General features: G+C 68.5%; 10 protein-coding genes and 1 pseudogene. 6 read left to right on the top strand and 5 right to left on the bottom strand.

Translation table 11 applies throughout. The features are described 5' to 3' along the window. Nucleotides 1-2 precede the first annotated feature (2 nt). Complete coding sequence (locus tag FXN61_RS55450; RefSeq protein WP_167975363.1) at nucleotides 3-791, top strand: helix-turn-helix transcriptional regulator; 789 nt, start codon at nucleotides 3-5, stop codon at nucleotides 789-791. Nucleotides 792-870: 79 nt separating this feature from the next. On the opposite strand, the gene FXN61_RS18825 is transcribed toward FXN61_RS55450, so the two are convergent. Then, the gene (locus tag FXN61_RS18825) at nucleotides 871-1800 is read right to left on the bottom strand and encodes a nuclear transport factor 2 family protein (protein WP_167975362.1); all 930 of its coding nucleotides are present in this window, start codon (nucleotides 1798-1800) and stop codon (nucleotides 871-873) included. 107 nt (nucleotides 1801-1907) lie between these two features. On the opposite strand from FXN61_RS18825, the gene FXN61_RS18820 reads away from it, so the two are divergent. After that, entirely contained in the window at nucleotides 1908-2684 is a 777-nt protein-coding gene (locus FXN61_RS18820) for a TetR/AcrR family transcriptional regulator (RefSeq protein ID WP_223165505.1), read from the top strand. Here FXN61_RS18820 and FXN61_RS18815 read toward each other — a convergent pair. From FXN61_RS18815 to FXN61_RS18800, 4 genes are all read right to left on the bottom strand, one after another. Beyond that, entirely contained in the window at nucleotides 2603-5179 is a 2577-nt protein-coding gene (locus tag FXN61_RS18815; protein WP_167975361.1) for a glycoside hydrolase family 9 protein, read from the bottom strand. The genes FXN61_RS18820 and FXN61_RS18815 overlap by 82 nt on opposite strands. 157 nt (nucleotides 5180-5336) lie before the next feature. Beyond that, entirely contained in the window at nucleotides 5337-6836 is a 1500-nt protein-coding gene (locus tag FXN61_RS18810; RefSeq protein ID WP_167975360.1) for an arabinofuranosidase catalytic domain-containing protein, read from the bottom strand. A 17-nt stretch (nucleotides 6837-6853) separates the two neighbouring features. Next, on the bottom strand, nucleotides 6854-8653 hold the full coding sequence (locus tag FXN61_RS18805) for an RICIN domain-containing protein (protein WP_167975359.1): 1800 nt from the start codon (nucleotides 8651-8653) through the stop codon (nucleotides 6854-6856). Nucleotides 8654-9034: 381 nt separating this feature from the next. After that, nucleotides 9035-10099, bottom strand: a complete 1065-nt coding sequence (locus FXN61_RS18800) for a LacI family DNA-binding transcriptional regulator (RefSeq protein ID WP_376770677.1) — start codon at nucleotides 10097-10099, stop codon at nucleotides 9035-9037. 77 nt (nucleotides 10100-10176) lie between these two features. On the opposite strand from FXN61_RS18800, the gene FXN61_RS18795 reads away from it, so the two are divergent. The 4 genes and pseudogenes from FXN61_RS18795 to FXN61_RS18780 form a co-directional block, all read left to right on the top strand. Then, on the top strand, nucleotides 10177-11436 hold the full coding sequence (locus FXN61_RS18795; RefSeq protein WP_246291733.1) for a sugar ABC transporter substrate-binding protein: 1260 nt from the start codon (nucleotides 10177-10179) through the stop codon (nucleotides 11434-11436). Between the two features lie 6 nt (nucleotides 11437-11442). Continuing rightward, complete coding sequence (locus FXN61_RS18790) at nucleotides 11443-12312, top strand: carbohydrate ABC transporter permease (RefSeq protein ID WP_167975357.1); 870 nt, start codon at nucleotides 11443-11445, stop codon at nucleotides 12310-12312. Beyond that, complete coding sequence (locus FXN61_RS18785) at nucleotides 12309-13121, top strand: carbohydrate ABC transporter permease (protein ID WP_167975356.1); 813 nt, start codon at nucleotides 12309-12311, stop codon at nucleotides 13119-13121. Before FXN61_RS18790 ends, FXN61_RS18785 begins: the two co-directional genes overlap by 4 nt. An 11-nt stretch (nucleotides 13122-13132) precedes the next feature. Then, nucleotides 13133-13722, top strand: a pseudogene (locus FXN61_RS18780) (glycogen debranching protein); the annotation flags it as partial.

Below are 13722 nucleotides of genomic sequence, written 5' to 3'. Positions count from 1 at the left end.
CCGTGCGTCAGGTCGAGCTGCCCTTGAGCGAGGCGCCACTGGTGGCGGACATTGGTGTCGGGGTGCACGGGGTCACGAGGCTGGAGGAGGTCTTCCGGCTGCCCGACCTCTGGCAGGTGCACCTCTACGTCTACGAGGGTGAGCTCGAGGTGGGCGGCACGGTGCACCGCATCGCCCCCGGCCACGCCAGCCTGGTCCCGCCCGACACCGAGGTGCGTTACCGGTACCGCGGCAGGTCCGAACATCTGTACGCCCACCTGCGCCTCACCGGCACCGCTGAACGCCATGCCGCGCCGGTGATGCAGGACGCCGGTCCTAACAGGACGCTGATCGCCCGGCTCATGCGCGGCGCACTCGCCGCGCCGTCGGCACGGGCGGCGGCGCACCTCTGGACCGTGCTGTGGCAGCTGACCGACGCGGTTCCTGCCGGCCGTGGTGAGGCGGCGGATCCGGTCGCGGTGGCCGCGGCACACGTCGAGGCGCATCTGGCCACGTCGTTGTCGGTCGCGGACATCGCGAAGGTGGCCGGGGTGTCCCACAACCACCTGACGCGGCTGTTCCGCGCCCGCACCGGCACCACGGTGGTGGCCTACCTCCGGCGCCGCCGGATGGAGCGGGCCCGCCACCTGCTCACCGCCTCGACGCTGTCGGTCACGGCCGTCGCGGCCGCCGTCGGCATCCCGGACCTGCAGGCGTTCAACAAGGTCTGCCGCCGTGAGCTGGGAGAGTCACCACGAGCGTTGCGCTGTCGGCACGCCAGTGATCACCGCTCCATGACCCCGCTCTCCTGAAGGGTGTTGTTGCATGAAGGGCGCTTTCGTCCACCTGAGGTGGATGAAAGCGCCCTTCATGGCCGGCGGGAGTTCGAGATCAGAACATCGTGTTGTCGTTGGCTGAGGTCGCGGGCACGTTCTGGACCACGTCCCAGTGCTCGCAGATCTTCCCGTCCTGGCACACCCGGAAGATGTCCACAACGGACTGGCCGCGGTCTTCAGGGCTGGTCCGGTAGTGGGAGTGGATCGCGACGATGCCTCCCTCGGCAATGACTCGCTTGCGTTCCACGGTCAACTGCGGGAACTGCTGGAACAGTGCGGTGAACAGCTCCCGCAGGCCCGCTGAGCCGCTGGGAACGGCGGGGTTGTGCTGGTGGTACTCCGGTGCCAGGTAGTCGATCGCGCCGGTGTCCTTGCGGACGAGCAGCTGGTCGAAGTACGCAGTCGCCACCGGCTTTGTGAACGCCGTCAGCCAGCGCGGACCCGGCTGATTCGTGCGCGGTGAGCTGACCGTGGAGAACATGTCGTTGCCGCTGACGGACGTGGCCGGCACCTCCTGGACGGTGTCCCAGTGCTCGGCGATCATGTTGTTCCGGTCGAAGCGGAAGATGTCCACCACCGCCGACCCGCGCGTGCCGGGCGTGAGGATCACGTTGGAGTGCACCAGGACCAGGTCGCCCTCGGCGATCACGCGCTTGATGTCGTACTTCAGATCCGGGAACTGCGCGTTCAGGGGACCCGCCAAGGCCTTCAGCGCGGCAGTGCCGTTCGGTGCCAGCGGGTTGTGCTGGATGTAGTCGGGGCGGATGTGCCGGTCCACGACCGAGACGTCGCCGTCCTCGAAGAGACGCTTGAGCACCTGCACGGTGATGGCCTTGCGCAGGTCGAGCGCGTTGTTCTGCCAGGCGTGTGCGGCGGTCGGGCTCGCCTCCGCCGCCGCGGGGGCGACGCCGGCCATGGCGCTGAAGGTCGCGGCGGCCAGCACGGCTGCGACTGCTTTCCTGGGCAGGGCAGTGGTGGTGCGCATCTGTCTCCTCCGATGTTCACGACTGTGGCGGCAGCATACGTCAAAGGTGACAGCCACTGTCATCACCTACAGCTGGTGTCACTTCTGACGGGCGCTACAGTGATCGGGTGAGCAGTACGAAGCCGGGCCTGCGGGAGAGGACTCGCCAAGCGGTGCGGGCCCAGGTGATGGAGGTCGCGTGGGACCTGTTCGTCCAGCAGGGGTACGACGCCACGACGGTGGACGAGATCGCCGGTGCGGCCGGCATGTCGCAGCGGAGCTTCTTCCGCTACTTCGGTTCCAAAGAAGACGTCGTCCTGGTGAAGTTCGAGGCGGTCGGCGCGCTCCTGGCGGGCGAACTCGCCCGCCGGCCCGCCTCTGAGGACGCGTGGACCGCGCTGCGCCACTCGTTCGACGTGATCGTGGACGCCACCGAACGTGACCCGCGCTATGGTCTCGTGCTGCTGCGGATCACCGGTCAGTCCCCGGCACTGCGGGCCGGCCGGGTGGAGCAGCAGACGCACTGGCAGGACCTGCTGGCCCCGCTCGTCGCCGAACGCCTGAACCTGCCCAACGGCGCGGATCACGACCCGCGCCCCGCTGCGGTCACCGCTGCCGCGCTCGCCTGCCTGAACGTCGCCAACGCCGTCTGGCTCGACACGACGGGACCGAGTCCCTGCGCCGGCTCGTGGACGACGCCATGCGCGTGGTGCGGCCCGGCGCGTTCTGATCGCCCGCGAAGGCCGCATCACCGAACTACGCCGAACGCCCACCGGAACTTCCCCGGCGGGCGTTCGTCATGGACTTACGACCGGCCAGGCGGTCAGCCGGTCTTGCAGGACTTGCCGTTGATGGTGAAGGCCGTCGGGTCGGATCCAGAGCCGGAGGTGTTGAATCCGATGTAGACGGACTTGCCCGGCTCGACCCGGCCGTTCCACGGCATGTTGGTCGCGGTCACGTCGCGGCCGGTCTGGCTCCAGGTCGCCGACCACCCGGTGGTGACCCGCTGGGTGCCGGGGAACGCGAACGCGAGCTTCCACGCGGTCCACGGGGCCGTGCCGGTGTTGGTGAGCTTGACGTGCGCCGACTGGCCGTCCTGCCACTTGTTGGCGCTGTAGCCGACCTCGCAGTCCGGCTTGGACACCGGCGCCCCTGACTTCTCCGCCGCCCAGCCGGTCACCCAGGCGAGCGCAGAGTTCCAGTTGACCGCCACCTCGTTCACCGAGTAGGCGCCGATGTCGTCCACCCAGCACTTCTGCTGCGGGCAGCCGGCGAGCAACCGCTGGACCACCGGGTCCTGCAGCGCGCTGTTCGGACCGCCGGACAGCGAGCCGGGCGGCGCGATCGGCAGGGTCGGGTCGTTCTGCCGCGCCCAGAACCGGTGGTGCGCGTTCTGCATGGCCTGCTCGCCGTAGCCCGCCACGTACGAGGTGCTCAGCGGGTTGCGGCCGAGAAGGTAGTGCAGCGCCTCGAACACGCCGTCGCGGTACTTCGCGGCACCGGTGAAGTCGTGTGCCAGTGCGAGCACCTGGGCGTTGTTCAGGACCGCGGAGTTCGACCCCCAGACGTACCCGTCGACGCTGTTGTCGTACGGCGTCGCATAACCCATCTGTCCCATGGCCGTCAGGTGCTGGTCCGCCACGGAAGCGAACGCGGACTTGATCGCCGTGACGTCCGCAGCGGGCAGGCCGTGCGGCGCAAGGGCGAGCGTGATGTCACCCAGCGGTGCCGTTCCGCCCCAGTAGAAGCCGGCCCTGCTCAGGCTGGCCGCCTTGTAGTGCGGTGAGGCGGTCACGTCGGTCCGGTAGGCGTTGTCGCCGGTGGTCGCGTACAACTCCACGGCGGCCCAGTAGAACTCGTCGCTCACGGTCTTGTCGTCGTACGCGCCGCCGCCGACGTTGTCGTTCGGGTCGGCGAGCTTGGCCGGGTTCGCCTTGGCCGCCGTGTACGCCTTGCGTGCCGCCGCGAGCAGCTTCGCGGAGTACGTCGCGTCGATGCCGCTCCACAGGCGAGCGGCCTGTGCGGCGACCGCGGCCAGGTTCAGCGTCGCCGCGGTGCTGGTCGCGGACAGCCGGCGCGGCTCAGCGTCCAGTTCGGGACGGGTGGGCAGCGCCGTCCAGGCCGCGTCGTGGATCTTGTGGTGCGCCATGCCGTCCGGTGCCTGCATCTTCAGCAGGAAGTCGACCTCCCAGCGCGCCTCGTCGAGGAGGTCCGGCACGCCGTTGGTCTTCTCCGGGATGGCCAGCGTGCCGTCGCGGAACGCCGCCGCGTCACCGATCCGCATGGCCCGCTCGTAGGAGTTGAGCAGCTGCCAGGCCGCGATGCCGCCGTTGACCACGTACTTGCCGTGGTCACCCGCGTCGTACCAGCCACCGCGCACGTCGAGCGTGTAACCGCAGTTGAGGTCCGCGCGGCACGGCACGTTGTTGTCGCCCTGGTTGGGCGCCACGTTCACGTGGCCTGCCGGGTGCGCGTACTGGTCACCGACGTACTGCGCCTCGATCGGCGTTCCGCTGCGCTGGTGGTAGAAGAACGCCAGCGAGTCGTAGCGCAGCCGCTTGATCGCGTCGGCGGAGATGTCGAACGGGAAGCTGCTGTCGGCGCCGACGGACAGCGTGTACCCGGTCCCCGTCGTGTCGAACGACGAGAAGTCGATCAGGTGCACCGGGTCGCCGGACGTCGCGTCCGCTCCCTTGGGCGTGGTCTGGCCGGTGGCCACCGCCGTGCCCGCGGAGTTCTTGAGCGTCCACGTTTGCGGCGTGGTCGCGGTGGAGACGAGGGTGGCGCGCTTGGGCAGGCCCGGCACGTAGCCCACCTGGTCGACCTGGACCTTCTTCGTCGGCGTGGGGTTGCCGCCACCGGGCGGTTTCACGCCGCCGATCAGCGAGACGTTGTCCACGCAGATCGTGTTGTCGGACGGTTGACCGCCCAGCTGGAAGGCGACCTGGCCGTTGCCGGCGTCCGGGAAGTCCAATGTGGACGTGAAGGTGAACGTGAAGCGCTGCTTGGCCGTGGTGACCGCGAAGTCCTGCTTGGCGATCCCGCGGTACGGGCTCACGCTCTCGCCCGCCGCCGCGGCGATGGTCTGCGCGGTGGTGGCGTGGGCGTCGAACGACAGGGTGTAGGACTGCTCGTTCTCGAACGGAACGCCGTTCTGGCCGACCAGGGCGTCCCAGGGGTTCGTCGTGCCGCCGGTGACCGACGCGCACAGCTCGCCGCCGGTCACCCTGTTCGTCACGCCGGCGCTGCTCCACCAGGGATCGGCGGAGCCGCTGTCGAACTTTCCGTTGAGCACGCGCTCGTACTCCGCCGCCGCGGCGGTGCTCGCCGCCGGAAACGTGCTCGCGGCGAGTGCCACCAGCAGGGTGGCGGCGAGCATGCGTGATGGTTGCGATCTCATGTGGTGAGGTTCTCCGTCCTCGTCGACGGGACTTCTGGGAGCGCTCCCACATGACCGTAGGGTGATCTGAACGGCGCCGACAAGCGCCGTTCAGCCGCTACTTGACGACACCGCTTGGACCGAGGTCATTGGTCCGTCTGCGGCAGTCGCCGACAGGTCACCCGAACGTCCACTGCTGGTTGCCACCGCCGTGGCACGTCCACAGAATGACCTTGGAGCCGTTGGCCGTGGCGCCGCCGTTGACGTCCAGGCAGATCCCCGACTGCGCACCGGTGATGGTGCCGTTGGCGTTGAACTGCCACCGCTGACCTGCTCCGCCGTCGCACGGTGAGATCACCACAGCGGTGCCAGGGGCGGTCTGGTTGTTCTGGGCCGCCACACACCTGGTGCTGTCTCCACTGTAGACAGTCAGCTGACCGGACGCGGTGCGCGTCCAGGTCTGGTTGGTCCCGTTGTGACAGTCCCAGATCTGCAACTGGGTTCCCGGTGCGGTGCTGCCCGCGTTGACGTCCATGCACCTGCCGGCGGCAAGCGCGCGGACCGCTCCGGTCGTGCCGCCGCCACCGGTGCCGTAGCCGGCCGCGATGATGTTGGCCTGCACCGCGTTCTCGGTCGCGTCGGACGGGTAGCCCGACACCATGGCTCCCTCGTAGAAGGTGCCCGCGCTGAGATTGGCGCCGCCGTCGGGCTTGCAGCAGTCGCCGCCGCTGCCCAGGACGATCGCCCCCTGCTTCTTCATCGGGCTGTACCCGTTGGGCAGCGCGCCCTCGTACAACGTGGTCAGTTCGCCCGCCTGGGCGTTGCCGCCCTTGAGCGCGAACCGCGTGGTGCCGTTGTTCTTCAAGATCGCCGTGACGAACTTGTTCGTGAAGGCGCGCTGGTTCGGGTTCCACTGCTGGCTCCCGCCGGGGAACAGGCCCCATTCGAGATCCGCCTGGACCCACGGACCGGTGCCGGAACACCCGCCGAACCAGCACTGCTTGCTGAAGTTGATCGCGTCCATCGCTCCGGCCGCATCGGCCTTGCGGGTCGTCTCGCTGTTGCCGTAGTCGAAGCAACAACCGCCGTTGACGTGCGTACCGCTGGTCACCATGTACATGCCCTCTGGCGCGCTTCCGGTGGGAACGCCCGTCAGGTGACCATCACGCCAGTAGCTGTTGCCCGGGTTGATGTAGAGCGAGTACGCCTTGTCGCCTCCGACGGTCAGCGACTCGGAGGTCGCGATCGCCGGCTTGCTCTGGGGCGATCCTGGCACCACGCTCGATCCCTGGTACCACAGGTCGTTCCCGCGACCGGACTGGTCGTAGACCACCGTGATCACGCAGGAGGTCCCTGAGCAGAAGGAGTCCTGCGCCGCCGCGTCGGCCGTGCCGCCCGCCGCCAGCACAGGGACGTTCCTGGTGCCGTTGTCCGACGAACGCCTGACTTGATAGAGGTTGCCGTTGTACGCGCCATAGAGCGCCCGCGTCGTGCTGTGCGCCGCGATGCAGGGCGTGCCACCGGACGCGTAGATGTCACAGGGCCCGGTGGCCGCTGCGGGAACAGGCGCTGAAACAGGTTCGGATGTCGACGCGGTCGCTGGCACGACGGTCAGCAAGACCGCTGTGCACACGCCGATCACCGCTGTCCAGCGCCGCGGAACGGATGAAGGCTGCATCGTTGCAACTCCTTCGTTTAACGGCCCCAGAGCCGCCAGGTCTGGTTGAGCTCACTGTTCTGGCTGGAGGACTTGCAGGTCCACTGGATGAGCCGGGCGCCTGCCGCGGTGGAGATCCCGTTGACGTCGACGCACTTGCCGCTGTGCCGCGCGACGAGTTGATGGTCGTGCGGATCGTTGCCGCTGTACGTGACCCTCCGCGGGGTGTACTGCTGGCTCGTCGCACCGGGGGAGCAGGTCTGCTGCGTGACAGCGGCACCGTCCGCGATCGAAGCACCGCTGACGTCGAGGCACTTGCCCGACTGCTGGTTCACGACGGTGTAGGTGCCGGCGACACCCTGCACCGGGATGAAGTTCCACAGCTGCTGGTCGCCGCCTTCGCAGTGGAACTGCTGCTGCTGGTTGCCGTCGGCGGTGCTCATGTTCGTGTTGTCCAGGCACTGCTGGGAGTGCTGAGCGGCGGCGACGGTCTGGAAGCCGTTGTCGGAGGGAGGAAGGAGCGTGACGGTGAACGTCTCGTCGACGTTGTTGTGCGGCACGTTGACCGTCGTTCCGTTGCCGGACAGGGAAACGACGGTGTTCTGCACGGTGATCGGCCCCTGCACGGCGCCGCCGTTGTTGTGCGGGATGCGTTGGACGAGCACCCGCACCTGGTTGTTCTGCACGATGCCGGTCGTGGTGTCCAGCCGCTGCAGGCCGACCGCGACGTTGCCGGTCGTGCTGCCACCGCCGACGAGGATCTTCGCCACGCCGTTCGCCTTGGTGGCGAACGAGTCGTAGGACTGGCTCGGTGTCGTGGCGACGATCTGGCCGGTCTGCGAGCCGTAGAAGCGGTAGACCCACCACTCGCCCTTGGGCTGGTGCTGTCCTGCCGAGTTGCGGACGAGCAGGTTGCCGAGATCGTTGTGCAGGTTTCCGGCACTCGCCCAGTTGGCGCGCAGGCCGTCGGCACGGGCCCGTTCCAGCCGCGCGATGTACCACGAGCCGTCGCCGGGGTTCTGCTCGTTTCCGGCGCCGTACTCGTTGATCTGGTACGGCCGTAGGTGCGGGATGCCGCGCGCGTCGAGCGTCGCGTTCGCCACCGCGACGTTGGCCACCGGATCGCCAGGCAGGGAGTGCCAGCTGATGATGTCGGGCACGACGTTGTTGGCGCGCACGAAGTCCAGGTACTGGGTCCACCACCCGCCGTTCGACGGCACGCCCGCGAAGCTCGGCCCGACGATCAGCTGGTCGGGGAAGGCCGCCCTGACGCGTTGGTAGGTGCGTCGCCACAGCTCGAAGTACTGGGCCTGCGGCCGGTTCCAGAACAGCGTGATGTTGGGTTCGTTCCACAGGTCCCACTGGACCGGGGCACCCGTTGCCCGCACGTCGGCGATGAGCCGGGTGAGGAAGTTGTCGTAGTCGGTCCAGTTGCCGTTGTCGCCGGGGAAGCGGGAGATCGGATATCCGTCGGCGCCCCACAGGTCGTGGGGGAGCAGGACGAACTCTCCGCCCAGCGAGCGGGTCCGCAGCAGCTGGGCTCTGGTCGAGTTCCAGCGGCGGTCGTACTTGCCCGACACCCAGCCGCCCGGGCTGTCGAGCTGGGCACCGCCTGCCCGCATGTAGCGGAACTTGACGTCGCGGAAGAAGTGGTCGGCCGGACCCGTGCCGTTCTCCGTCATGCCGTAGATCCAGCCGGAGGCGCGGTAGGTGGGTGTGCCGTTGGTGACGGAGAAGTCGACGCTGATGGACTCGTTCGCGGCCTGGGCCGGTGCGGTGAAGGCGAGCGTGGACGCCATGACTGCCAGGAGGATGGTGCTGGTTCGTCGCTGAACCATGAGGGCTCCGTAACTGGTCAGGGGTGACGGAGACTCGAACCGGTTCGATCGAAGAGTGAAAGTACGCCCAGACAACAGCTCACAGCAAGGGTCTAGAAAGTCGAACCGGTTCGTCCTTGCATGAGCAGGCTGCCTGAAGTCCAGTCCGTCACTTGCCGAGCGGTCCCACGCGTGGCCCCGATGGCGTCTGCAAGTACCGCCAACTCAACATCAACAGGCGCGTAACTACACCCGACAGGTCGCGCCGGGCACGAGCGCATGGCGTCGGTGCGGAACGAGTTGGGTGTGGTTGAGGGCGATTTGATCAAGAGTCGGTGGTACTTGCAGATGGTCTCGGCGCTAACGGGCCGCTGAGGTTGCGGCAGGCTCCTGGCCAGGTGCTCAGTTCCGGCGGCGGGCGCCGGTGCTGGAGCGCAACGTGATGGGCGGCGCCAGCAACGCGTGCCTCGGCGTCGCCGACGGGTCGTTGATCTGCTCCATCAGCAGGTCGACGGCCAGCTGAGCCATCTGTCCCGCCGGGACGTCAGCGGCGGTCAGCGGCGGGTGGAAGTCGTCTGCCAGCCGATCAGCGATCACTCCGGTGAGGGAGAAGTCGCGGGGCACGTCCAGCTCGGCACGGTGCAACGCGCGCTGCACACCCGGCAGGGCCGCCTCGTTGATCGTCACGGCCGCCGTGACCTCAGGCCAGCGGGCGCGGATCTGCTCGAAGCAGGCGAGACCGGCGGCGGGGTCGTCGGCGCAGCACACGTCGTGCGCCGTCATGCCGAATCCCTCGGCGGTCTCGAGGAACCCGGCCGTCGCGCGCATCGAGGGGCCGTAGCCCGACGCGACCAGCTCGTCCGACCGGTTGATCAGCACGACCTGCTCGTGCCCCAGGTCGGCGAGGTGACGCACGCAGCGGCTGATCAGCCCGGCGTAGTCGACGTCGACCCACCACGACGCCGCGGAGTCCACGACGTGGCCGATCGTGACGAACGGAAGCCCGGTGCTGGTGAGCCGTTCGACCCTCGGGTCGTGCAGGAGGATCTCCATGAGGATCACCCCGTCCACCCGGCGGCCGGTCACGACGCGGTCGAACGAGCGGTCGTGGTCGCCGCCGCTGGGCGACAGCAGCACGTCGTGGTCGTGCGCGGCGGCTGCCTCGACGACGCTGGCCACGAAGCTCAGCTGGACGTCGGTCAGCCGGGTGCTCGCGGGCGGGATCACCAGGCCGAGCGTCCTCGTGCGCCCCTCGGCGAGCGCGCGGGCGCTGGCGTTCGGCCGATAGCCGAGCTCGGCGATGACGTCGTTGATCCGCCGCACGGTCGCCGCGGACACCGGCCGTTTCCCGCTCAACGCGTACGACACGGTGCTGCGGGACACCCCGGCCCGCCTGGCGATCTCTCCGATGTTCATGCCCGTTTCCCGTCTCCGGCCCGTCGAACGAACCGGTTCGACCTTCGACATCGTAGGCCACACCCTCTTGCACGCCATCACTTGAGACGGCTACGTTGGCGCGGCTGCTCCAAGGTCGAACCGGTTCGATGAACGTCGTCAACGAAGTCGGCAGGAGGACCATGATGCGACGCGCGGCTGTTTTCCGGCTGCTGACCGCGGCAGGGCTGGCCGTGTCGGCGGCGGCCTGTTCGTCCGCGCCGGGCTCGGCTCCGGACACGTTCTCCGTCTGGGACCCGTATCCGCAGTTCGCCGGCGACTCCGAGTGGGTGCGCACGATCGAGGCGTGCGGGGCGCAGGCCGGGATCAAGATCCAGCGCCAGGCCTACGACACCACCGATCTCACCAACAAGGTGCTGCTCGCGGCGCAGCAACGCACCGCGCCGCAGGTGCTGGTCGTCGACAACCCCGTGGTCTCCACGCTCGCCGAGGCCGGAGTGCTCAGGTCGAACTCCGACGTCGGCCTCGACGCCTCGGCGTCGTCGCCCAACCTCGTGGCCGCGGGCACGCTGAACGGGAAGACCTACGGCACGCCGATCGGTGCGAACACCCTTGCCCTCTACTACAACAAGGCAGTGCTCAGCGCCGCCGGCGTCGACCCTGCGTCGGTCAAGGACTGGGCGTCGCTGGACGCTGCGCTGGCCAAGGTGAAGGCCGCGGGCAAGAAGGGCATCACGTTCTCGGCGATCGGCACCGAGGAGGGCACGTTCCAGTTCCTGCCGTGGTTCTGGGGTGCGGGCGCGGCGCTCACGGACCTCTCCTCCGCGCAGGCGGTCAGCGCGCTGACGCTGTGGAAGTCCTGGCTCGACCAGGGACACGCGCCGAACTCCGTCATCGGCAACACCCAGACCACCAGCTGGCAGGAGTTCGCCACCGGGGAGTACGCCTTCGCCGAGAACGGCACCTGGCAGCTGCAGAACGCGAAGAAGGCCGGCTTCGAGTACGGCGTGATCGCGATCCCCGGCCGCACAGGGGGAACGGCGCCCGCGCCGACGGGTGGCGAGTTCGTCACCGTTCCCGTGCAGGACGACAAGGGCACGGAGAGCAAGGCGGCGCAGATCGCCACGTGCCTCACCGGTCCCGACCGGGTGCTCGCCACCGACACCGCGCTGACCTACGTCTCGGCGGTGCCGTCGGTGCAGGAGCAACAGGTGACCGCGTTGCCGGAGCTCAAGGTCTGGGTGGAAGCCGTGCGGAACGCGAAGGGGCGCACCGGTGACAACCTCGGCACCCGCTACCCGCGGATCTCGCAGCCGCTGTGGGGCGCCGTGCAGGCCGCACTCACCGGTGCTAAGACACCGGACGCAGCGCTGAAGGACGCCCAGGCCGCCGCGGCGTCCGCGAAGTAGCCGCCGGTGCGTGCGCGGCTCGCCGCCTGGGCGTTCGTGGTCCCGCTCGTGGTGTACCTGGTGGTGTGTTACGCGTATCCGTTGTACACCAACATTGATCTGAGCCTGCGTGAGCACACCGTGCGGACGTTCGTGTACGGCGGTGCGCCGTTGGCCGGATTCGCCAACTACGCCACCGTGTTCGCCGACCCGGCCTTCCGGACGGCGTTGCTGAACACGGTGGCGTTCACGGTTGTGTCGTTGGTGTTCCAGTACACCATCGGCTTGGCCTTGGCGGTGTTCTTCGCGCGCGCCTTCCCGCTGTCCGCGACGTTGCGCGCGTTGTTCCTGGTGCCCTGGTTGTTGCCGCTCATCGTGTCGGCGTCCACCTGGGCGTGGCTGCTCAACAGCGAGTCCGGTCTGGTGAACGCCGTGCTGGGCATCGTGGGCGCCGGGCCGGTCAACTGGCTGACCTCACCGTCGTGGTCCCTGGTGTCGGTCACCATCGCCAACATCTGGATCGGCGTCCCGTTCAACCTCGTCCTGCTCTACAGCGGACTGCGCAACCTTCCGGCCGAAGTGAACGAAGCGTCCGCTTTGGACGGTGCGAGCGGCTGGCAGACGTTCCGGTACGTCACGTTTCCCCTGTTGCGCCCGGTCTCGGCCATCACCCTGCTGCTCGGCCTGGTCTACACGATCAAGGTGTTCGACATCATCTGGATCATGACCAGGGGCGGGCCGAGCGGATCGTCCTCCACGCTCGCCACCTGGTCCTACGAGCTCGGGTTCGGCAGCCCGCTGCCGAGGTTCGGGCCCAGCGCCGCGGTGGGCAACGTGCTGATCCTGATGGCGCTGGCGGCAGGTCTCGTCTACATCCGCGCGCAGGAGCGCCGATGAGGACCCGGTACTGGCGAACGGCTGTGGGTGTGCTGCTGACCGCGGTGATGTTGTTCCCGGTCTACTGGATGATCGTCGTGTCGCTCACCCCGGCGCGCGACATGCGGAAGTCGCCGCCGAGCCTGTTCCCCGCCTCGCCCACGCTGGAGGGCTACGAACGGGTGCTGCGCGAGCAGCTGCCGTACTTCGGCACGAGCCTGCTGGTGGCACTGGGAACCGTCGTGCTCACCCTCGTGCTTGCCGCGCCCGCCGCGTACGCGCTGGCGAAGCTGTGGCCGGCCGGACGGCGCGTGTTCGGGTTCGTGCTGCTGGTCGCGCAGATGATCCCCGGGATCATCATGGCGCTCGGGTTCTACGGCATCTACGTCCGCCTCGGCATCACCAACACCGTGTGGGGCCTGATCCTGGCCGACTCGACGGTCGCGGTGCCGTTCGCCGTGCTGGTCCTCACCTCGTTCATGGCGTCGGTGCCCGACGAGCTGCTGCAGGCCGCCCGGATCGACGGCGCGGGACCGTGGCGCACGTTCGTCTCGATCGTGCTGCCCGCGAGCCGCAACGGTGTGATCACCGCAGCGCTGTTCTCGTTCCTGTGGGCGTGGTCGGACTTCGTTTTCGCCGCGACGCTCGACTCCGGTGGCCCGCTGCAGCCGCTGACGCTCGGCATCTACCGCTACATCGGCAACAACAACCAGGAATGGAACTCGATCATGGCCACCGCCGTGATCGCGTCCGTGCCGGCGACCGTGCTCCTCGTGGTGGCTCAGCGTTTCGTCGCCGCCGGTCTCACCTCCGGCGCCGTGAAGGACTGAAGGGACTCCCCGTGGCAACCGAGTTCTCCGTGCGCGAGATCCCCTTCAGCCGGTTCGGCGCCTGGTTCGCACTGTCGCCGGTGGTCGGACTCGCCTCGTACGCCGAGGAGGTGCATCTCGTGTCGCACCGCAACGGCATGCACCCGATGCTCTCCTTCGTTCCGCTGCTCGACGGCGAGCAGGTGCCGGTCGAGGTGACCGCCGACCCCGCGACGCTCACCTGGCACACCGGACCGCGACGCGTCACCGCGGTGTTCTCGTCGCCGGACGCGCTGCGGATCTCCGGCACCGGCCTGGGAATGCTGGTCAGCGCCACGCAACGGACGCTGACCCCGTTCACCGGCACGTACTTCTTCGCCGATCCGGCCGGCGGTCTCGTGTTCACGTCCTACGAGACCGGGCACCGCCTCCGCCTCACCGTCCTTTCCGGACAGTGGCGCCAGGTCGGCGAACAGGGACTCGGCACGGCGGACAGAGGTGTCTTCCTCAGCGAGGACGAGCCCTGGGAGCTGCTGGTCGAGGAGCTCGGCACGGCGCGCTCGTTCTCGCGGCCCAGCACGGCCTTCGACGACGACGTGACGGCCGTGCGCGAGGAGTTCTG

Origin of the sequence: Lentzea indica, assembly GCF_012184385.1 — a bacterium.
Classification (GTDB): domain Bacteria; phylum Actinomycetota; class Actinomycetes; order Mycobacteriales; family Pseudonocardiaceae; genus Lentzea; species Lentzea indica.
Note: the sequence above shows the minus strand (reverse complement) of the source record. Positions and strands in the feature narration are given on the sequence as shown.

What these genes read in the sequence shown, in the direction of transcription:
- FXN61_RS18785 (WP_167975356.1), top strand. Translation starts at nt 12,309, where the DNA reads ATGAGGACCCGGTACTGGCGAACGGCTGTGGGTGTGCTGCTGACCGCG.
- FXN61_RS18810 (WP_167975360.1), bottom strand. Translation starts at nt 6,836, where the DNA reads ATGCAGCCTTCATCCGTTCCGCGGCGCTGGACAGCGGTGATCGGCGTG.
- FXN61_RS18825 (WP_167975362.1), bottom strand. Translation starts at nt 1,800, where the DNA reads ATGCGCACCACCACTGCCCTGCCCAGGAAAGCAGTCGCAGCCGTGCTG.
- FXN61_RS18815 (WP_167975361.1), bottom strand. Translation starts at nt 5,179, where the DNA reads ATGAGATCGCAACCATCACGCATGCTCGCCGCCACCCTGCTGGTGGCA.
- FXN61_RS18805 (WP_167975359.1), bottom strand. Translation starts at nt 8,653, where the DNA reads ATGGTTCAGCGACGAACCAGCACCATCCTCCTGGCAGTCATGGCGTCC.
- FXN61_RS18795 (WP_246291733.1), top strand. Translation starts at nt 10,177, where the DNA reads ATGAACGTCGTCAACGAAGTCGGCAGGAGGACCATGATGCGACGCGCG.
- FXN61_RS18800 (WP_376770677.1), bottom strand. Translation starts at nt 10,099, where the DNA reads ATGTCGAAGGTCGAACCGGTTCGTTCGACGGGCCGGAGACGGGAAACG.